17 protein-coding genes are annotated in these 20201 nt (G+C 58.5%); 10 read left to right on the top strand and 7 right to left on the bottom strand.

The window, feature by feature from the left end; all coding sequences use genetic code 11:
* Together CVS29_RS17460 and CVS29_RS18575 are read left to right on the top strand one after the other, a co-directional pair.
* Nucleotides 1-570: DinB/UmuC family translesion DNA polymerase (locus CVS29_RS17460; protein WP_146213113.1), on the top strand; the 570-nt coding region annotated here is incomplete at its 5' end.
* A gap of 17 nt (nucleotides 571-587) precedes the next feature.
* Nucleotides 588-737 carry a hypothetical protein gene (locus tag CVS29_RS18575; RefSeq protein WP_170121032.1) on the top strand — a complete coding sequence of 50 codons (150 nt, stop codon included), beginning with the start codon at nucleotides 588-590 and terminating at the stop codon, nucleotides 735-737.
* Between the two features lie 248 nt (nucleotides 738-985).
* On the opposite strand, the gene CVS29_RS17455 is transcribed toward CVS29_RS18575, so the two are convergent.
* Nucleotides 986-1816 carry a hypothetical protein gene (locus CVS29_RS17455; RefSeq protein WP_146213112.1) on the bottom strand — a complete coding sequence of 277 codons (831 nt, stop codon included), beginning with the start codon at nucleotides 1814-1816 and terminating at the stop codon, nucleotides 986-988.
* Nucleotides 1817-3210: 1394 nt separating this feature from the next.
* Between CVS29_RS17455 and CVS29_RS17445 the strand changes: the two genes are divergently transcribed.
* Nucleotides 3211-3579 carry a hypothetical protein gene (locus tag CVS29_RS17445; protein ID WP_110107832.1) on the top strand — a complete coding sequence of 123 codons (369 nt, stop codon included), beginning with the start codon at nucleotides 3211-3213 and terminating at the stop codon, nucleotides 3577-3579.
* Nucleotides 3580-3631: 52 nt separating this feature from the next.
* Here CVS29_RS17445 and CVS29_RS18570 read toward each other — a convergent pair whose 3' ends face one another.
* Both CVS29_RS18570 and CVS29_RS17430 read right to left on the bottom strand, forming a co-directional pair.
* Nucleotides 3632-3784, bottom strand: a complete 153-nt coding sequence (locus CVS29_RS18570) for a hypothetical protein (protein WP_170121031.1) — start codon at nucleotides 3782-3784, stop codon at nucleotides 3632-3634.
* 1161 nt (nucleotides 3785-4945) lie between these two features.
* Nucleotides 4946-5851: a TIR domain-containing protein gene (locus tag CVS29_RS17430; protein WP_110107826.1), complete on the bottom strand. Its 906-nt coding sequence runs from the start codon at nucleotides 5849-5851 to the stop codon at nucleotides 4946-4948.
* Nucleotides 5852-6196: 345 nt separating this feature from the next.
* Here CVS29_RS17430 and CVS29_RS19330 point away from each other — a divergent pair, with 345 nt between their 5' ends.
* The 3 genes from CVS29_RS19330 (at nucleotide 6197) to CVS29_RS17420 (ending at nucleotide 7580) form a co-directional block, all read left to right on the top strand.
* Nucleotides 6197-6394 carry a recombinase family protein gene (locus tag CVS29_RS19330; protein ID WP_425451167.1) on the top strand — a complete coding sequence of 66 codons (198 nt, stop codon included), beginning with the start codon at nucleotides 6197-6199 and terminating at the stop codon, nucleotides 6392-6394.
* 105 nt (nucleotides 6395-6499) lie between these two features.
* Nucleotides 6500-6622, top strand: a complete 123-nt coding sequence (locus CVS29_RS19325) for a hypothetical protein (RefSeq protein WP_425451166.1) — start codon at nucleotides 6500-6502, stop codon at nucleotides 6620-6622.
* Nucleotides 6623-6773: 151 nt separating this feature from the next.
* A complete protein-coding gene (locus CVS29_RS17420) occupies nucleotides 6774-7580 on the top strand; it encodes a hypothetical protein (protein ID WP_110107824.1) in 807 nt (268 codons plus the stop codon).
* A 785-nt stretch (nucleotides 7581-8365) separates the two neighbouring features.
* Here the strand turns inward: CVS29_RS17420 and CVS29_RS18295 are convergent.
* Nucleotides 8366-9130: a hypothetical protein gene (locus tag CVS29_RS18295; protein ID WP_146213111.1), complete on the bottom strand. Its 765-nt coding sequence runs from the start codon at nucleotides 9128-9130 to the stop codon at nucleotides 8366-8368.
* Between the two features lie 1326 nt (nucleotides 9131-10456).
* On the opposite strand from CVS29_RS18295, the gene CVS29_RS17405 reads away from it, so the two are divergent.
* Genes CVS29_RS17405 through CVS29_RS17395 form a run of 3 tightly spaced genes read left to right on the top strand, consistent with a single transcriptional unit; the run spans nucleotide 10457 to nucleotide 13400 of the window.
* Entirely contained in the window at nucleotides 10457-11575 is a 1119-nt protein-coding gene (locus CVS29_RS17405; protein WP_376939570.1) for a FecCD family ABC transporter permease, read from the top strand.
* A complete protein-coding gene (locus tag CVS29_RS17400; protein ID WP_110107819.1) occupies nucleotides 11572-12408 on the top strand; it encodes an ABC transporter ATP-binding protein in 837 nt (278 codons plus the stop codon). The genes CVS29_RS17405 and CVS29_RS17400 overlap by 4 nt, the downstream gene beginning before the upstream one ends.
* A complete protein-coding gene (locus tag CVS29_RS17395) occupies nucleotides 12405-13400 on the top strand; it encodes an ABC transporter substrate-binding protein (RefSeq protein WP_110107817.1) in 996 nt (331 codons plus the stop codon). The genes CVS29_RS17400 and CVS29_RS17395 overlap by 4 nt, the downstream gene beginning before the upstream one ends.
* 178 nt (nucleotides 13401-13578) lie before the next feature.
* Here the strand turns inward: CVS29_RS17395 and CVS29_RS17390 are convergent, their stop codons facing one another.
* Both CVS29_RS17390 and CVS29_RS17385 read right to left on the bottom strand, forming a co-directional pair.
* A complete protein-coding gene (locus CVS29_RS17390; protein WP_110107816.1) occupies nucleotides 13579-15285 on the bottom strand; it encodes an ABC transporter ATP-binding protein in 1707 nt (568 codons plus the stop codon).
* Complete coding sequence (locus CVS29_RS17385) at nucleotides 15282-16991, bottom strand: ABC transporter ATP-binding protein/permease (RefSeq protein WP_170121030.1); 1710 nt, start codon at nucleotides 16989-16991, stop codon at nucleotides 15282-15284. Before CVS29_RS17385 ends, CVS29_RS17390 begins: the two co-directional genes overlap by 4 nt.
* Before the next feature lie 516 nt (nucleotides 16992-17507).
* Between CVS29_RS17385 and CVS29_RS19135 the strand changes: the two genes are divergently transcribed.
* Nucleotides 17508-17642, top strand: coding sequence for a hypothetical protein (locus tag CVS29_RS19135; RefSeq protein WP_257032349.1), 135 nt, complete (start codon nucleotides 17508-17510; stop codon nucleotides 17640-17642).
* 1333 nt (nucleotides 17643-18975) lie between these two features.
* On the opposite strand, the gene CVS29_RS17380 is transcribed toward CVS29_RS19135, so the two are convergent.
* Nucleotides 18976-20199, bottom strand: a complete 1224-nt coding sequence (locus CVS29_RS17380) for an ABC transporter permease (protein ID WP_110107812.1) — start codon at nucleotides 20197-20199, stop codon at nucleotides 18976-18978.
* Between the last annotated feature and the right edge of the window lie 2 nt (nucleotides 20200-20201).

Raw genomic sequence — 20201 nt, 5'->3', positions numbered from 1 at the left:
TGTATCCCCATGGAAGAGGAACGTGTAGGTAAAGATCAACTGATCTTCTCCCGCTCCTTCGCTACCCCCGTGACCACAGCCGCAGATATGGGCCAGGTCATGAGCGTGTACGCCCAACAAGCCAGCGCCCGCCTCGCCAAACACGGACTTCAAGCCAAAGTACTGACTGCTTTTGCCGGTACGTCCCACTTCAACCAGGACAACATCTCCTACCCTTCGGTGTGTGTGCCGTTGCCGATGCCCACCGCAGATCCCGTACTACTCCACAAGGCCGCCAATAGTTTGTGTGAACGGATCTATGAGGGTGTGAAATACGTGCGTGCCGGGATCATGGTCACCGACCTGCGCCCCACCGGTAATCAATCACCGCTGGAACTCTTCGAGAACCCCCACGAGGAACGCGGCATAGGCCAGTTGATGGAATCCGTCTCTAAGAAGTACGGTCGCGGAAGTATCGGTCTGGGAAGTGCAGGTCTCCGAGGCGGACCTGATTGGTCCATGAAACGGGACATGCTCTCACCGCGTTACACCACCCACTGGGACGAGCTATTGCTTGTCAAAGCCTCCTGAAAGAAAGAACCTGACCCATGATCATCATCGCCACCGTGGAAACCATCGAGACTGGCACCTTCACCACCGTTGAAATGGAGACCAAAGACTACGCCGCTGGCTTCGCCCAGCTGCGCACCACAGTCCGGGACGGGCAACGCATCATCAATGTACGAGTGCAACGCTAAAGCTCCGCAGGAGTATGCCCGCCCCGCGCCCTGTGAGGCTGTGCCCATCCCACGCTCACTCATGGTGAGATACCGATACCAGGGTGAGGTGTGGGTTGTGTGCAGCCGCCCCACGGGTCCCGCTGTCCAACCTGTGTGCGGGAAAAGGCCGGAGGAAAATCTTTTGCCGTGCACCTGTGGGCAGGGGGCCGCAAACTATAAGAGAACCGCTATCAAATTGAGGTCGGATACCGGCTATTTAGGGGTGGCTATTTCATGCCGCTACTGGTGCTCGTGGTTGTGGACTGATGGCCGTTTAGCAGCCAGCTACCATCATCACCCTTGCATGTAGAGAGGCCAATTGTGCCAGAAACCATCGTGAAGCCTGATTTCTCTCCCATCACGTAAGGCATCCTGTACTTGGCCTCATAGGTACCAGCGACGCATTTGTTGTTGTCTAGGAAGACCCGAGTTGGGACCAGCTTGACCGCATCCACTCGTGGTGTCTCTTTCGAGTAGTTGTATGTGAACCCCGCGTATTCAGGCTTGGATTGCCATAGTCCCTGTTCTGGTAAGGACTTTGAAGTCCCGTCCTCATTGATCACTTTCAAGTTATCGAAAACTCCAGGTTTCTCGATCTCGGTCATGAGAGGCTCATTCCGGGCCCACCACTGGTCAGTTGTCTCACCGCCGCCATTGAGCGGCGAGTCTGCAAGCTCTCGGATAAAGAAGTCCGCCAAAAAGACTTGCGCCTCTGTGATGGCGTCTGGCGACCAATATCCGAGGACATCCTTGTCAACGATTGACAAATTAAACTTCTTTGAAATATCTCCTGCCGCAATCTTGGTCTGCAGATAAGGGCCCTTGGTTGACTGGACGATTTTGCCTGGTTCTAGCAGCGTGCTGTACGCGGCGTCTGTACCGTAGAGAGAGGCGTTGGGCGGTGATGCCGTCGCCACAGTTGCAACTGCTCCTGAAGTTGTTGCAGGGGCAGACGCCCCGGGATTACCCGCAGTATCATCCCCGTTGCATGCTGTAGCCAGAAAGAGAAGCCCGACAAGGGTGAGTGCGGTGCCGGTACGGCGCAATTTTAGATCCAAGGTACTTTACCTTCTGGGGTTTGGGCGCTACGTGAGACCAGCGCAAGCTCGGCGTACCCATTGTGCAGGCACGGTTGGTACATAAAATCCTCTTGATAATACTTTGACACCACGCCCTATCCGAACACGGCAATCGGTCTTTTGAATACAACGGGTCTGTCCAAGATTTGGTTGACAGGCAGGGCTGAAATTCTGCCGGACGATATTTGGCCATTCCGGTGGGTAAACGGAGGATTGACCCTCCCTGATTCGTGCTTGGGCCGCGCTCACAAATAGGCGGGAGGGGAGTCATGAACAGGCCTTAGAACGAACTGTTAGGGGACAGGGGTTCTGTGCTCGCGGCCGGTCGTTTATTTGTGGTGGGGGATTGGTTCACATGCTGGTGCGCCAGCCTGACCAGGCATCGTCAAGGATTTCCTCGCGCCTTGACAACATGCGTCTGCCCTAATCCGTGCCGCTTAGTTTGCCAGTGCCTGCCCGTATCGTTCAGCGCATGGAGAGTCTGGAAGTAGAAACGATGGCCGGCATATCGGTGTCATTACATACGCAACGCGAGAACGTGGCACATCGGGGCTGTCCCTGTGCGCTGATATGAGCGGGTGGCGTGGTGGGAGACAGCGCGGCGTGCCCACAGGGATAGTGGGCTGCGTATCGACGTGGAGGTGTGGCAGGTGCAGGCAAGGATCGGACACAACCCACGGAACGCGCTGGTCACGTTTGAGTTGGTGTTGGGGCAAGACAGGGAGACGTGGACAGAACGATCCATGGTCGCTATGGCGGCGTAGGCAAGCCCCTATGTACCGGAATGCGGCGAACAGGGACTATCTACAGGTGTTAGGGGTGTTTCGCACCTCTTTGTGGTTCAAAGTGACTCAAGGATGTGGCAGACTGAGGGAGCCAGCTTGTTTTTAGAGTTGTTGATGGATTAATTGCTGCACCCAAAATTAGTGGGTGCTTAGGTGAATTTAAGCAGTTGGGGATTACCAGAGCCCCATTTGATGGGAAGAGGTGGACGATGAGCTTTATAGATGACAGTGACAATGACAACAATCACTGGCATGATCCCTCATGCGATCACTACCATCGCCGCGCTCGTCCGCTAGATTCCGGTGCTCCCGTGGAGAGTCTCCAGCAGTATGCGAGCAGGACAGCGAGAGTTGCCAATGATCCTCGCCGCATTCAGGCACGTAAGCGGATAGCTCCTGCATTTACTGTTCCGCGGCTCCGCACAAATCTTGCATGAACTAGTCGAGGCGGAACACCGGCATCGTCAGTTTCTGCAAGATTTTTGGTGCGGGCCCATCCCGTTTCGCAAAGCAAAAAAGCTTGCTCGTCCGCATGGCCAAGAGTATGCGATCAGAGTCCAGTCCATAGTCAGGCAGCTGGAGCCGCGGGTGAAGCATCCCGATCGAATAGTCCTCTGCTACTTGGATGACTTGGGTATCGTCAAGTCCGTTGGCTGGACGGGTTTCACGGTTTCTCCAGACGGGCACCACAATGGCTATATCCACGTACTTGCAACTCATCTTGTCTACACCCGCCAGGGTGCCGGGCAGGCAACGTACACGCGAATTCTGGAAGATTTCATTGGGCTAGCCCAGAACGCTAAGAAATTCGAGTCACTCACACTTACGGCCCTAGTGCACCCTGACAATATGGAGTGCAAGTCCCTGCTCTGCGGAAATGGATGGATCTTCACTGAGGTTCTGGACGTAGACGGCTTGCATGAAGAGTGGGCACTTGTGATCGGCGTCGATCCTTAGTGCTTGAACGAAAATGGCCCCCACCAGTTACGGTGGGGGATATTTTTTTGCGCTAGTTTCCGTCGTCCGGGTAGATGGCTTCACGGTCGCGGGCCACCGCTTCGTGGTACTGGTCGGTGAGCGGACCGGGCTCCGGCAATGGAGTGTCTGGCAGTGGCTTGGGTGCTTTGCGGAGGCGCTGCAAGTAGGATGCTCCGGATGCCAACCCGAGCTCTCTGGAACCGGACTAGTTTGAAGTATGACCACAGAGAAGACGGCCCCGGCGCTTGCTATACGCGCTTACACACCCGTCCAAGTTGCCGAAATGCTGCAGGAAAAGTTGGAGGCCATCAACCGCCATTGCCGTACCCAGGCATTGGAGGGTGCGTACAAGACCGGTGGCAGAACATCCCCGTGGCAGATCCCGCCAGCGGCTATTGACCGTTATCAGCGCACAAGGCCGCGACAGTAGGTTCCTTCACGACTTTGTACCGCCCACCGTTTACCCACCGGAAACCGTCGCTAACGACCGGAATTGCGCGGCGTTAAAGTCGCCTTCAAGGCCCGTTCCTGCCCGTAATCTAAGGGGCAATCAGTAATGACCGGTAATGACCGGAAATGGCAGTTGCTAGTCCTAAGTTCTGAGGTCATCAGGTCATCAGGTCCTCGAGCTCGGCGGCTATAAAATGTCAGCATCAACGATGGGGCCAAGGCTCACTGGCTATACCGAGGTCTCCCAACGGGCAGGTGCGGCAGTTTCGACCGACTCGTCATAAACGCGCCAGAATCAGCGACAATTGCCGACTGTTTAGTACCCTTCATTGTTGCAAATGACCCTCTAGAATAAAAGGTAATGCGGGGTCTTGACAAGGCAAAATCGCTCTCTCGGCCTAAAGCGGGGTTATAAACGTTGATATACGATGATGGGTTTTCAGTTCTCAGCATGCTCTGACCTGCGGTGATGGTATTCGTTGGTATCTACTTACGGTTGTAGTGCCGACCGTTCAGTACCGGCTGTTTCGGTTCGAATGTCGGAGGTTGGTGGCCCGCTCGATGCCGCTATTGCCTACGAGTACGTTCTCTTCTCACGCCGAACAGGTAGCCCCACCCTCTTCTCACGCCGAACAGGTAGCCCCACCGAGATTATTCATTTTTGCGGTGAATCTCGTTGGGACAAGGCCAGGAATTGCCATGTGGGCTGCCGAGATCACTCTGACTCGATCGTGGAAACCCGTCCAGGTGCGTGCGGCATCTTTGTACCATTTGCCCTGTTCTATCCACCGCTGCAGCACTAGGCCGGCCTCACCCACATATTGGGAGATATCTCGCTGGTCGTCGGCGATGTGTCCAACGCCTATGTCTGTGGCCACTAACAACAGGTGGGGGCTTAGCGACGGTCTCCAAATTCCCTGCGCAACGCCGCCAATATATCGCCCAGTGTGCTCCGCACCTGTCCAGAGTCATAGCGGATCTGTTGTATCCCATCAAGGTTGCTGAAAACCTCGGCTCCGTTCTCGATCACTGCGATTGCTCGGTTGAAGCCGAGCTTGCCTTGGAATAGTCCTACTTCGTGCACCACATTTTGACGGGCGCGCATGCCTCCCGCAGCGGTTGCATCTTCCGATGACAACACGAGGACGGCAAAGGTACTTACATCGAGCATGCTTTGAAGTACATCCCTAATTGAGTGGCCCGATCGCGAACCCGTTTCGTAGGCTTCAATGTCATATTCGTGCAGACCTCGCAGATGGTCGGCGATTTCGTTCCAGTCTCTGCTGCCACCGTGGCCGATGAAAACCTTGACCGGTGGCAAATTCACGGTAGGCGCCATCGGAAGGGCAGGTAATTTTGCGCTGTTCTCGGCCGCATTGAAGATGTTCATGGCGGCGTGGATGGCGGTGTCATTAGGTGCGCCAACAGTAACGGTTGTCGCTCGATTTTTGAGTGAGTACGAGACAGCCAAGCTGAAGTCGCCCCCATGCCCATATGCAGACAAGTTTGCGTACGTGCAATCCTTGTTATAAGCGGCCGTCCATTGCTCTATGGTGTCGTACGACCATGACTCGCGCCCGGACGAGACTCCTAAATCCGTGTATTCGAGTAGCTTTACAGAGTAGCTGGGCTCTGCATCAATTACGCTGCCAGGACTAGCATTTGTTGCCGTTGCTTCAGCTTCGGCTCGCTGGCGATCCTCGAGAACTTGCGGTTCTTGATGACGGCGAAGCAATTCAAATACGTTTTCGATTGTTGACGCTTCGAATTTTACGTCCGCAAAAACAACGTTCAGTTTCATGGCCCGAGATCCCCTAAAGATTAGTTTGACTGGATTATACCGAGGATTCCCAATCGAATCGGTGCACTGCGTGTTCAAGATGTTTGGGATACCTCAGATGGACAGTCGCCAAATATGGCCAAAGTGTCCATCTAGGGTCCGAACCGCCATTGATGGACAAGTGTCCGGCTGGCTCTAAGACCCTAGATGAACAAACAAAGGGGAGCAGTCATGGGAATCGGACAACGCGTGGGCTATCTGAGGGTTCCGTCGCTAGATCAGAGCACAGCTCGCCAGCTTGACGGAGAGCTCCACGAGCGCCGGTTCGAGGATAAGGCCTCGGGAAAGGATGCTGCACGTCCCTAAATGCAGGAGTTGGTCGCGTATGTGCGCCAAGGGGACGTCGTCGTTTGCCACAGTCTTGATCGATTGGGGCGTGACCTCGTGGACCTCCAAAATTTGGTGAAGAATTTGACGGGCCGCGGAGTCCAGGTGGAATTCAAAAAGGAGGGGCTTGTTTTCTCGGCTGAGGATTCTCCGACGAACACTTTGTTGTTGGGGTAGCTTGGGAGCGTTGCAGCTTTCGAGAGGGCTCAGATCCTGAGCAGGCAAACTGAAGGTATTGCACTAGCCAGGGCGCGCGGGGACGTATAAAAGGGGAGAAGTCGTGTGTTGAGCGCAGAGCAGACCGATGAACTGCGGCAGAGGGCGGCCGCGGGGGAGTCGAAGACCAGCCTGGCAAAGGAGTTCGACATGAGCCGCAGTGCTGTGTCCGTGTACTTGAAGGGGTGATGGTGGCGTTGTACGAGACCATCGATGAGACCTTCAGCAGGCCAATGTGGAACGTGATACAAGACGCGGTACATTGAGAGCTCGCAATTGATTTCATGCCGTCAGCAATTCAACATCTTGTGCGTCAAGGCGCCTAACTTAAGGAACTATTGTGGGGAAATTCTCTAAGCAAGGTGCTTTGCTTGCAGTCGGTCTGTCCAGCCTCATCCTGCTTGCCTCGGGTTGCTCGGCATCAACAGTAGAGGCTGTAGGTGGTCCAACATCTACAGTCTCTGCTGTTCCAGCGGTATCGGCCACGCCAACGGCTGCTGCCAAGCTGTTTTCGGTGGGAGGTTCGCTGAACACCAAACTGATCCCTGGTGTGACCGTGAAGACCAGCAAAGGGGCGTACCTTCAGGCTGCCATCGATCCCACAGATAAGGTATTCCAGTACGACCCAAAGCTAGTGGAGGCCGGCGTACTCGATCAGTGGTCTGTGGAAGATATTACTGCCGCCCAAAAATTTATGGTGAACTTCGCTCTCACGGAACTGATCGATACCCCGCTCAATGGACAAGCAGAAACCCCTGACCAGTGGTACACAAGGAATGTGGACAAGTTCTTGCCCATCTGGCATGAGGATCTGAGAAAAATAATTGGGAGCGTGGACGAAAACGGGGAGAGTACTTCCATCGTCACCGAGCAAGCATGGATGGCTGCGAAAGGCATCGAGTATCGCTACGGCGCAGATCAGCCTCGCATGATCGGCATGGAGATGGCTCCAACCAAATACGCTGTCACCCCAGAGGGCTATTTGTCCATCTACTTCAATGCTCTTTTCGTTATGTCGACCGAAGAAGGTACCGCGGATAACCAGATCGATACGAACTCGAACATGCAATTTGCAGTGTTGAAGACCGAAGATGGGTCCTTCGTGTTCAACGAGGCCAACAACAACTACAGCTACAACCATCACTAAAAGTATGGTTATCGTGCAGCTTCGGCCATCCCTGGGCGGCTGACACCTTATTTACAAAGTGCCGGCCCAAAAACGGTGGTTTAGGTGACAGCGGTGGCTGACGGGCTGAAATAGCCCGGCTGTGTTCCCCAACCCGTCACTAGATGTATGTTCCAGAAACCCCTAAGGTTTCGGGACAGGTGACATGTGTGCGGAGGGAAGGCCGAATCAGCAACCTGTCACCAATTTGGGTTACAGGTTGCTGCTTCAGCCGGAGATACTAAGCGATCCGCTGATGTCACTGCTAGCGCAGCGATGGACCCTCATGGTCCCGTCGCAAGATGCGGAAACCTTACACCCCACCTGCTAAGAATCTATGAAGCCCTCGATAAGGCGACTTCTCGCCACCGGTTTCGTGATAGCGGCACTTGGACTGTCTGGTTGCGGGGATGCCTCAATCGGGGCGTCAACGTATGAGGAGGAGGACAGCTCGGCGGCGGAGCCCGGACCAGTAGCTGAAACCGATGCAGCTCTTTACGTAATGAAGACCGAACAGAACGGCGTGGAAGCCCAGATCGATACCTACTCAGCATATGACCTTACGCTGACGAAGGCTCAGGATGGATCCTTCCCTCTTAATGGGGTAAACACGGACTACAGCAACAACCATCAGGGAGCCGTCGTACCCAAACGACTAGGACGGCTCCCTGCACGCATAGCGGGTTTCCTATGAGGACAACCGGCTGGAGGTCGGTAGGTGTCCATGCCTGGCAATTACCTCAGGAGCTACTGACCCAGCGCGACCTCTATTGCGGGGCGCTCGAGGCCTCAATCGTGGGGGCGTCGAGCCGACTGTATGCCACCATCTCGTATGCATCTCCGACATCCATGAAATTCACCTGCCGTGCTTGGCGGAGAATAAACGATGGACCTTCTTCACAGCGGATCGTAGTGGCGATCTTGTAGTCGGCCCGGAATCCGTCTTGTGCGCTGAGGTTAATCCTCGAGTCAGGGACATCGAGAGTGAAGTCTGTGACGTCATACCCCCACGGTACATCTTTCATTTTGCAGACTTCGCCAGAGTCGGACTTCAGCGTGCCCGCTACTTTGTCGCTAACGACGAGTGCTCCGACGGTCAAGATCACGCCCTCGCTTTTGAGGAAGCTCTTTTTGAGGTCACCCATGAGGCTAGACCCGGTAACCGGCTTGAATACCTTTTCGACGGGCTTCCATGAAGCCTCGTCGAAAGTGAACTGCGGATCAGAGAACTCTGGGAAGGCTCCATACATCAGCCCAAGATACTCCTTAGCTGTGGCGGCCAAGGGAGCGGCGGCTTCCGGTCCACCCAGAACGTTTGTCAGCTCACCCGATACTCCGTAACTGTCCGGCAGATCCTTGATGAATGTTGCGGCTTTTCCTTCAGGCGTTTGTGTACTGGCAGTGGTGGGCTGAGCCGCTGCGCTCGACTTTGAATCTGAATCTACTGGGGCGGAAGAACACGCTGCCATGGCAAGCACAGCTGCTGCCGTCAAAGTAAAAGTAAGAGTCTTGCGGGCCAAAACAAATTTCAACTGAACACGGTCCCCTTTTTGTATGCCGCCGCGGACGTTCGCAGCCGATCAAAGGCAAGCATAAGCCACGTGCTACTGTGCTGACCTCCTGCATCAGTGTGCGCCCCTTGAATCCGCCCGACCACCACTCGCCCCCGAAACGAGATATGCGCTTAACCCCCAGTTTCAAGGGCACTCAGGGGCGGGCTGGTGGGCTGGGTGACGGCCGCGGTTCTACCGGATTCGCGTGTTGTGTCAGTGGCCTTCGCTTTGCCCAATAGTCGCTGGCCTCTGGAACAGCAACCCATGCTAGGTGTCACAGGCTCTTCTCCAGGTAGTTGATCGTTGGGGTGAGTCTCACCGCAGTCGACTTGAGCTTCACGGGATTCATGTTGGCTCCGATCAGAGTGCCACTCCGACGCCATAGTAGGAGTAGCGCATCTGCCTGGTCTTCGTATCTGGGCGTTCCCGATCCAGGAGGTACTCGGCCCATGCGGCCATGATCAGCAGGGATGCTGTGCAGGCTCGCGCCCCTGCGTGCGGGCCGTAGTACCTAATCGATACCCTGCAGAAACATTGCTGAGCATCTTCTTCGACATGTGTGCATTGCATGAGCTTCAGGAACGTGCAATCGAGCGTGCCACGTTCGCGGGGAAGTTTGTCGTTCGGGCGAGCCCGCTGAAAAGGAAGTCTGTGACGTCTTCTGCTTTTACTGACTGTCCTTTCCTGAGGGCTTGGGTGGCGATGTGCATTTTGCTTAGTGACTGGTTCCGGCGATTGTTCGTACGGGTGGGCGCGTGGAGAAGGCAGTGGTCGGAGGGATTCCTTCGTTGTTATGACTGCTTCCTCTGGCATAGAAACGACCGCAACGGTCGTCGGTTGGAATGGCTCGGTAGGGTGGGGCACGTACCGCTGACCTGCGGCTTTGCTGTGGGGGAGTGGTGAGGAGGCGCGCCGGTCTGACCGAACTCATTAAAAACTCATTAAATTGGTCCCCGGCCCGTATCGGATTTAGTCCTTCCCGAGGCGTCCTTCGACGTTATCCTGGCTCACCACGCCACGTAGTTAGACCAAGCAACTACCGCCGTCATCCACCCCGACGCGCAACAATCTCGACCGGGTCTGGCGCACCTAGCGCAGTGGCGAGAGTGGCTGATTCGACCGTGACTGATTCGGTCGACTGACCCCCCCCGAAATCATGGAAGAGTAGCGCGCTCCACCTCGTTGCATCGAGATTTTGAAAAGGTCGAAGCGATTGGCAATGTTGTGCATAAAGTGGATTCAATCACTGCCGAACCAACACCATCACTAATGATAATGATTATCATTTAAGATATGATGTGAAGCGTGAACGCTTCCCCTCGTACTATCCCGACCCTGCCGCGCCCTGTCGTGGCGCTTGCCCCGGCGCGAAGAGCCACTCTCTGGCGGAGGTGCGGCGCGACAGCTTTATTGTGTGCTGGCATTGTGGTCGTCATTCTTCTGTCGACAAGTACCGGGCCGTTGGCTACGAGCCTTTCGGACGCCGCGAAAATCATTTCCGGGCACTTTCTCCCGGGAATGGTGTGGATGCAGGACGGCACCATTTCGGTCTCGCAGGATCAGGCCGTCTGGAACTTCCGTCTGCCGCGTACCCTGCTGGCCGGCATTGCCGGGGCGAGCCTTGCTTTGGCCGGTGCGTTGTTGCAGACCAATGTCCGAAATCCGCTAGCCGAGCCCTACATTCTTGGTGTCTCGGCCGGTGCCGGGGTCGGGGCGGTGCTGGCGATTGTGTCGGGATCCACCGCGGTGGCCGGGCTTGGCTTGAACGCCGCCGCCTTCGTCGGGGCCGCCGGGGCCACGGTCTTGGTATACCTGCTGGCCCGGCAGGGTGGGGTAATCGCACCTTCCCGGTTGATCTTGGCTGGCGTGGCCTTGGGCTCATTGTTAGCCGCCATCACCAACTTCCTGACCATCACCACTGAGGCGCAGAACGTTTACAGTGTGCTCTTCTTCCTCCTCGGTAGCGTCTCCGCGGCTAGTTACCCGCAGCTGATCCTGCCCGGGATCGCCTTGGCGGGGGTAGGACTGTATGCCATGTTGCGCTCGAGGGCGCTGAACGCCATGCTCGCAGGGGATGAGACGGCCATCGCGCTGGGTGTGAATGTCACGTCCATGCGCCGGACGTTGCTGCTGGCCACAGCCTTACTGACCGCCACCACCGTTGCGGTGTGCGGCGGCATCGGCTTCGTCGGCTTAGTGGTGCCGCATGCGGTGCGCATGATTGTCGGCTCGGACCACCGGCGGATGCTGCCGCTGGTCATTTTGGGCGGAGCTCTGTTCCTGATGATCACCGACCTGTTGGCCCGCACCGTGGCCCAGCCCGCGGAGATCCCCCTGGGCATCCTCACCGCCGCTGTCGGTGCCCCCTTCTTTCTCTGGCTCATGCGCTCTTCCGGCGCCCGTGCGGCGGGGGTTGATCGATGAACGTCTCCTTTGACAAGGTATCGGTCACCCTCGGGGGCCAGCGGATCGTGAACAACGTTTCCCTGACGGTGCCCTCTGGCACCGTGCTGGGTCTGCTGGGTCCCAACGGCTGCGGTAAGTCCACTCTGCTGCGCACCCTGTACCGCGCCCAGAAGCCATCTTCCGGGGTCGTGCGTGTGGACGGGGACGATGTCAGGTCCCTGGGCGGGCGTGACGTGGCCCGACGGATCGCCGTCATGGCCCAGGAATCCACCCAAGAATTTCCCATCACCGTGCGCGAAATGGCGATGCTGGGCAGGGTGCCGCACCAGCGCGGATTCGGAGCCGACTCCACCGCTGACCACGAACTGATCGACACTGCACTTCGCGAGGTTGGGGCCGTACACCTGACCGAACGCTACTTCGCCGGGCTCTCCGGCGGCGAAAAGCAGCGCGTGCTGCTGGCCAGGACCTTGGTACAGCAGACGCCGGTGCTGGTGCTGGATGAGCCCACCAACCATCTGGACATCGCCTTCCAACTTGAACTCATGTCACTGGCCACTAGCCGCGGGTTGACCGTGCTGACCGCCCTGCACGACATGAATTTAGCGGGTGAATACTGCCAGAACGTAGCCCTGCTGCAGGCGGGGGAACTGCAGGGATTCGGCCGCCCGCACGAGGTGTTGGAGGAGAACGTCATCCGAGCCGGTTTTGGTGTGGATTCACGCCGGCTCGAGCATCCGATCACCGGCCGGCCGCTGGTTGCCGTCGCCCGACTTGACCCGCAGCCCGCGTCTGCAGCGCAGCAACAACACATTAACCATGAAACCAAAACAGTCAAGGAACACGCATGAATATCAAACCCCTCTACCTCATCTCCGGCCTGCTGCTGGGCGGAATCCTGCTAACAGGCTGCGGCCAGGCGGTCTCGGCCACTGGGTCCAAGGAATCCGCCGGCGCCGCGACAGCCATCGAAAACTGCGGCCGCACACTGTCCTTCCCCGCTACCCCGCAGCGCGCCGTGGCGATGACGCCGGGCCAGTCCGAAATGTTGGTGCGTTTGGGCCAAGCTGACAAGGTCGTAGCGGAAGCCCAAAGTAAGGGTCGGGAGCTCATGCCAGAACTTGCGGATCTGGGCGCAGCCAAGCAGTTGAGCGAACAGGGCCCACCATCGCGCGAGGTACTGCTGGGTGTCGCTCCGGATCTGGTCTACTCGCCCACCAGCTACGAGTTCACCGCTGAGCAAGGTTTCGCCAGCATCGACCAACTCAAGGCCGCCGGCGCCGAGGCCTATGTCGCCACCGCTGGCTGCCCGGAGCGGCGCAGCAGCGCCGAGGTGACGGACTTACTCACCGACCTCAAGAATATGGGAACAGTTTTCGGTGCTGCCGAGCAGGCCGCAACGCTGACCGGCGAGGCGCAGGGCACGCTAGATGATGTGAAACGGCGGGTCTCCGGCCTCACGAGACCCTCCGTGGCCGAGCTTTTCGTGGAGGGCAACACCATTGCCGCGATCGGCGCGGGCATCGAATACAACATGATCGAACTCGCCGGGGGCGACAACGTTTTCAGCCCCGATGACAAGGCATTCGCCCAGTTCTTCTCCTCGGTCATCTCCCCGGAAACCTTGGTCGCCAAAAACCCGCAGATCATCGTCTTCACCACGATCGACAAGGCCCACGAGCAGGCCACCCTCGATTACCTTCGCACGAAGTTCGCGCAGCTGGACGCGGTGAAAAACAACCGCCTGGTGGCCATCGACTCCGACGACGTCATGCCGGGCACCTGGGGCAACATCCGGGCTGTGGAGCAAATCGCCAAGGGGCTTCACCCCAACGCGTTCTAGGGCTGTTGCATACACATTTGCCATGACTTCGAGGTCCGCCGTGTGGCGGACCTCGAAGTCATTTCCCGCCCGAAACGTATCCAGGACTGCTACTGCATGCACCAGAACGCAAAGATGTAGGCCGCAGCCTGCCCGCGATTACGGTCTGGCCGCGGCCTATTCCCGTGTTCTCCCGCCGCTATGCTGGCTGGGATACGGGCTCGGTGTGTAGGTTGTCCAGCTCGATGCGGCGGTCGCAGCGTGCCAGCGTGGATTCGCGGTGCGAAATCGTGATCACCGTAGTGTCCCCGGCGAGCGCCGCCACCGCGTCCAGCAGGATCGCTTCGGTGGCTGCATCCAGCGACGCGGTGGTCTCATCTAGCACCAGCACGCGCGGCTGCACTAACAGTGCACGGGCTAGGGCGATGCGGGCGCGTTCTCCTCCGGAGACGCTGGTGCCGCCCTCCCCGATCGTGGTGTGAACTCCATCAGGCCAGCGCCCGGCGTCCAGCACAAGCCCCGAACGGCCCAGTGCGTCCAGAGCCTGTCCCTCGGTGGTCCCGGGGACCGCCAGGCGCATGTTTTCCAGCACTGACCCATGGAAGATTATGGCGTCCTGCTCCACAAGGGTGACCAGCGAGCGGAAAACCCGCAGGTCCACGGAAGCGGCGTTCACGGACCGGCCGGTGCGTGGAATCAGCTCGATGGAACCGGCATCCGGAGCCCAGAGCCGGGCCAAGAGACGGGCCAGGGTAGTCTTTCCTGCCCCTGAGCGACCTGAAATGCCCACATGCTCACCCGGTGCCACGGACAGCCAGCAGGGCTCCAAAGCTGGGGCACCATCGGCATAGGAGAAACACGCCCCACGGACGTTGATCCCCAGGGGCCCCGTCGTGGCAAAGGGAAGCACTGGTGCCGCGGATAGATCCTCCGCGGCCATGGAGATTCCCTCCAGCACCCGGGCCGCACTGGCACGGTGGGGCTGCAATTGCGTCAATACCGCGACGGCATCCATCAGGGGGGAGAGCAGGGTGAGGGTTCCGGCCACCACAGCCGGAACCCACAGCGGGTCCAGGGCTGGCTGGTTCCACGCCGCAAGGAAGACAACGACCAGGATGGCCAGGGAACACAGCTCACGCACATTGGCGGCGGCAGCCTCACGCACCTTTAAGTGCCGTTCGGCCCGGGCTACGACTTCGGTGGCCTCGGCCAGCTGACGTTGGACGTGCTCCTGCAGCCCGAAGCCCAGGATTTCACGGGACCCGGAGAGCAGGTCAACGGCGAGGGCCGATTGGTTGGATTTGGCACGTTGCACCGTCTCTCCCAGTCGGACGTTGGTGCGCAACCACGGCAGGGTCAGAAGCACCAAGGTGGCCAAGCCAATCACGAACCCGGCGGCAAGCGACCAACCGATCTGATATAGCGCCGTGGTGCCGCCGATCAGTATCACTACGGCTGCTGCCAGCTGGGTCAGTGTGTGGGCGTAGAAAAACTCGAGCTTCTCTGTGTCGCCCATGGCGGTGGCCGCCAGCCGGCCTGTGTGCTGCCCGGGCGATCGGGACGGCACCCCGCGGGAAAACCCGTCAAAGAGTCCCATGCGCAGGGCTGCGAGTACCCGGTAAGCAATGGAGTGCGACAAATCCATCTCGTGCCAGGTCAGGATCACGCGCAACAGCACGGCTGCGCCCCCGGCAATCCACCACCTTGGGCTCGCCAGTTGCCCCTCGGCCAAGGCTAGGGTCACCACATAAGACCCGGCCACGGCCAGGAAGACCAGGGCTAGGTTGTTGGCCAGGCCCACCAATCCGGTCCAGGCCAAGGACAGACGATGTGAAGCTAGGTACGGGATGAGCCCCCACAGGGGATCGTCCCCTCGGGTGGCGGTGTGCGTGTCTTGCGCGTTCATGATGCCTCCGGGCAGGTTGACAGGAAGGTTTCGTGCAGGGCGCCGTCGCGCAGGTGAAGCACCCTGTCGGCGGCTTCCAGAGCATCTGTGCGGTGGGCGATCATCACCACGATGCGGTGCCGGGCCTCGGCACGCAGGGTATTCATGAGTTCGGCGGCCAACTCCGAGTTCAGCGCCGAGGTTGGTTCGTCCAAGAGCAGCACAGGGCGGTCGGCAAGGATGGCGCGGGCGACGGACAGGCGTTGGAGCTGGCCGCCGGAGAGTGAGTGACCGGCCTCTGAGATGACGGTGTCCAACCCTCGGGGCCAGGCAGCGAGTTCGGCACCCAACCCTGCACGGTCCAGCACGCTACGCATCCAACCATCATCTGCTTCGGGCTGCACTGCTTGAAGGTTCGCCCGGATGGTTCCGGGGAACAGGTAGCTGTGTTGGGATACCACACTGACGTCCCCAGTTTGCAGTGGCCGCCCGTCCAGTAGGCATTGGCCGGTGAAGGGCAGGAATCCGAGCAGGATATCGAAGAGGGTACTTTTCCCGGCACCCGAGGGCCCGGCCAGTGCACTGATTCCACCGCTGCGGATACTGGCTGTGGTATCAAGCAAAACCCACGGGGAGTCAGGTTCGTAGCGGAAGGAAACGTTCTCCAGCTCCACGATGTGGCCGTGCGGTTCTCGTCCGCCTGCGGCGTGGGCGGGGCGCACCTCTGGGCGGGCAAGGGGCCCGGAATGTTCTTTGCCATCGCTACCGATGACTGCCTCTATGCTGCCTAGTGCGGAGATGCCTAGATAGCCGGCGTGCCATTGGCGTGCCAGGTCACGGATGGGCCGGAAGACCTCTGAGGCCAGGATGAGGGCGAAAAAAGTCAGGGCTGGTTCCCCGCCGAGTCCAGCGGGAAAAGCCCCCAGTACGTCCAGCGCGGTCAGTGCCGCGGCGGCCAGTAGCCCGGCCTGGATCCCGAGGTCCGCCAGTGCCGTATCGGCCAGGGAGACCCGCATGGTGGCCACGGTGGCCCGGTGCAGCGCTTCGGAGCGATCATTGAGCCGGGTACGGAAGCGCGGGACTGCGTCGAGGATCTTCAGCGTACGCATGCCCTGTAGTGCCTCGAGGAAGTCGGCGCTCAGTGCCTCGTAGGAGTCCCAATGCGTGGCGCTGCGCCGGGCCAGAAGCCTGCCCCAGAGCCGGGGAGCGCCCACGGCCACCACGACGGCGGCCAGCAACGCTGCCGCAAGCACAGGGTTCAGTACGGCCACCCCGGCCAGCAGGATCGGGCAGAGCAATTGCAGCTGCAGGGCATGGGGTATGTAGGCGGTGAGATAGGGTTCGACCCCGTCCACGCTCTCGCTCAGGGCCAGCCGACGCGCCCCGCTGCGTTCAGAACTATCGCGTAGCCGCTCCGGACGTAGCAGCGCATCGGCCAGGGTGGCGCGTAGTTCCAGGCGCACCGCGGTTCCCAGGGCGCTAGCCAGCCGGACCTGCACCTGCTGCAATGCCGCGCGCACCAGACCGCAGCTCAGAACGGCCAATAGGCTTCCTGCCACCTGGGCTGCGGAGTGGTTCTGGCTCGGCAGTAGCCCTGCCAGAGCATTGGCCAGGAACCAGGCCTGCACCCAGTAGCTGGCCGTGCCCAGGCACACGACAAGTGTGAGTGCGTTTAGGGTCCGGCGGTGTCCGTGAGTCAGTGACATCAGGCGTTTATCAACCAGCATGGGTGTTTCCTTCTGATCTGGGCGCCCGAAATCCGAGCGCATGCAGCGTGGTGGGCCCGTCCTATGGGTGGAGGGTTTTGCAATGTTGCCTGAACTGCGCGTTCAAGGGTGTCGCACATGGGTGCTGGTTCGTCGACGGCAGTGTCAACGCGCAAAATTTGCCCTTGCAGGGACGCACAGTCGCGCGCTCGCTAAGCCCGAAAGCGCCGGGTGCCCCGCTGCGCATGGGTACTTCTCCTCGTCTTGGTTCCGGGCGCACTGTTGTGGGGCGGATCCCTGGCTTCCGCCGCAGCGTTGGAAAAGTTAGTCGAACGAGTTTCCGACCAGTGCGTTCGAGGGGGCGGCGACAGGTGGGCCAACTCTTCGGTTTCATTAACTTCGGCCAGTACCCCGGTGCTTTTCAGGGGGGTCGTCCGTGGACACTTTTTTGGTGTTGGTGTCCCGGAAACAACGGGGCTTCATCTTTAATGAGAATCATTATCAAATGACTTTAACCGAGATATCGCGAAACAGGAAATGCTAGTTGTGGCCGCCGAGCGGGCCGTGGCAGTCGGCTTCGTTGATCCTGTGGCTCAAATGGTGACGGGCAGGAGCTCTGGCGTGGCCCTGGCCGAGCATGCAGAGGTCCTATCCTTGGTTGACGGCCGATGAGGCTGAGTTGCCGCAGTAGTCGCAGACGCTGCCGGGACCCGCGCGGAGAACATCCGTAGCCGTGGCTAAGATGGCACGTTTTACGTCAAGCAGGTTCGAGACTATCTGGAGAAATTCGGAGCAGCGAGCCGTGCCGATACTGATGGGTTGTTGCTGTCGCAGCTGAGCGCTGCCCTGGACGAGGGACAGAAGCGTAACAAGGTTGGAAACCTACTGGGGAAGGTGCGCGACGCGGGTCCGATCTGTGACGTAATGATGGCACCCGCGCCCGGCCGAGATGGGTGCTCTCGTAAATGTCCACCGAAACCCGTCATCTATCTAAGGATTACGAAAGGCATCCCAATTTTCCGCAACTAGGCGCGGCTCCCAGCGAGGTATTCACCCTATTCGTTCGCATTGTGGATCCAACTAAAACTACGAAAGAACGCTGACTGTGACGGCTCTAGTCATCTCCATCTTGAGGCTCAGGTTGTTGGCAGTGAGTCGTGATTTTTCGGCGGTGAAGATGGTGTCCATTGACAGCAGCGGCGGGATACTACCGACTCATTAAATACTCATTAAATTGGGTGACAATCGGTGAGTATTCAGTACCATGTATTGTCATGCTCCTGTCGCGGCAACAAAGGTCAGGAATGGGTTTTGACAAATCGATTTGGTCGATCGCGTCGACAGCGGGGGTCATGGGTTCGAATCCCATAGGAGGCCCATTGGTGGTCAGTAGTTGCCAACAGCCCGCAATGATGGGCGTTTTGGCCGCGAATTGGCCAGTTTACAGGGGCAATGACCGCATAGAATGCAATGGTCATCGGTTCGAACCCGACAGAGAATTTCAGGCCGGAAGGCCCGGATTTACAAGGTTTTTCGCAGTGACGGGGACGGTTTCCGCCCCGTCACTGCGCGTTTAAGTGGCTTTGGTGTTCGAACGCAACGGTCGTCGGTTTGAATTGCCCATAGAGGGTGGTCTGGTGCCGTTGACCTGCGGCTTAGTTGTGGGGGAGTGGCCTCTAGATGCGTCTTTCTGGTATAGCTCATTGAAAACACATTAAATAGATCCCCGGCCGTATCGGGTTGGCCCTTCCCAAGGCGTCCTTTGACGTTATGCCGGCTGGCCAGGCCACTGCGTCAGGCAAGGAGACTACCCGCCGTCAGCCACTGTGAGGCGCAACATTCCCGGTCTCAGGCGACCTGACTGAGGGCGGTCTGCGGAGTGCTTCTGTGTTGAATGCACGGCAGCACAGTTCAGCTTCGTCAGGGGCGGCTCAGAGGTGTCCCATTGCAATAGCGGATGCGATGCTTCAGCGAGAAGGTGGGGTTGAGCCACGCATCGGGACACCTACCCGCCTTTTCGGGACAGTATGGATCTCAGCGGAACCTTTTTTGTGTATGAGATAGACCCGTATTGGAAGAGGCTGACTGCGAGCCGGAGCATGGCTGCTGCGCAAATGAACAAGATGGCGATGACGATGATGGACTCAATGATCCCCAGCGTGCCGAGTCCGTTGCGAAGGAGAGCAGTGGTCGGCGCGGTGAAGGGGAAGTAGGTGAAGATCTCCACGATGACTGCATGCGGATCCGAGACGACCAGGCCGACGACATAGAACGGCACGAAGATCAGTGCCATCATGACCCCTATGAAACTGCCAGCCTCTTTCGCGGTGGGCATCGCTGCCCCCACGGCAACTAGGGTGGTGGTGTAGAGAGAGAATCCGCCGAGCAGGATCAAGAACCCCGCGATCATGCGCACCGGATCAAATTCCAGATGCGATAAATCCAAAGCGGGAAGGTTCAGTGCGTCCCGGAAAAACACATACCCGATGACGACTGGCAAGGCGAAGACGAGCGCCTGCAGCAGTCCGATCATGAACAAGGTGATGACTTTTCCGGTAATCAGGGTGGTTGGTTTCAACGTCGTGAGGATCATTTCCGTGACACGGTTTTCCTTCTCCTCCAGCGTCGAATTCACCATCTGTCCTGCCAGCAGCATGATGAGCCCATAGAACACCAGCATGAACAGCAACGGGGCGATGGCGGAATTGAGCCCGCCAGCCTCGGTGGCACCCTGAAAGGTCGTGACGTTGATCGTCGCGGCGTGTTGCGCCATTGTGGCCAGCTGTGATGAACCGATCTTCTGCAGCACGGACTGGCTGATCATTTCCTGTGCGACGGCGGAGTATTTCCCGTTCTCAAAGATCCCCTGATCGGCGGCATAGACCTGCACGGTCTCAGTGGCCGTATCCGCGGGGAATGCGAAGTAGGCATCAGTCGTTCCCTCCTTGACCCCGTCAATGCCCTGCTGGCGATCGCTAACCAGGTGTGCACCAAACATGGCGGCGGCCTGGTCCGTGATGAGACCGGAGTCATCTGTGTAGGCGATGCTGAATTGGGCACTCTTTTGCGCATCGGCGGTGCTGTTCGTAGTGATATTGCTGATGACCGTCAACACAAGAATGACTGCTATGGCAGCCGGGAACGCCAAGGTTCCGAGCCAGAACCGTCTCCTGGTGATGGTTCGGAAGAACTCAAAGGAGATCACCGTGCCTAAGTTGTGCTGTGCCATGG

Source organism: Arthrobacter psychrochitiniphilus (assembly GCF_003185915.1).
GTDB classification, from domain to species: Bacteria; Actinomycetota; Actinomycetes; order Actinomycetales; family Micrococcaceae; genus Specibacter; species Specibacter psychrochitiniphilus.
Note: the sequence above shows the minus strand (reverse complement) of the source record. Positions and strands in the feature narration are given on the sequence as shown.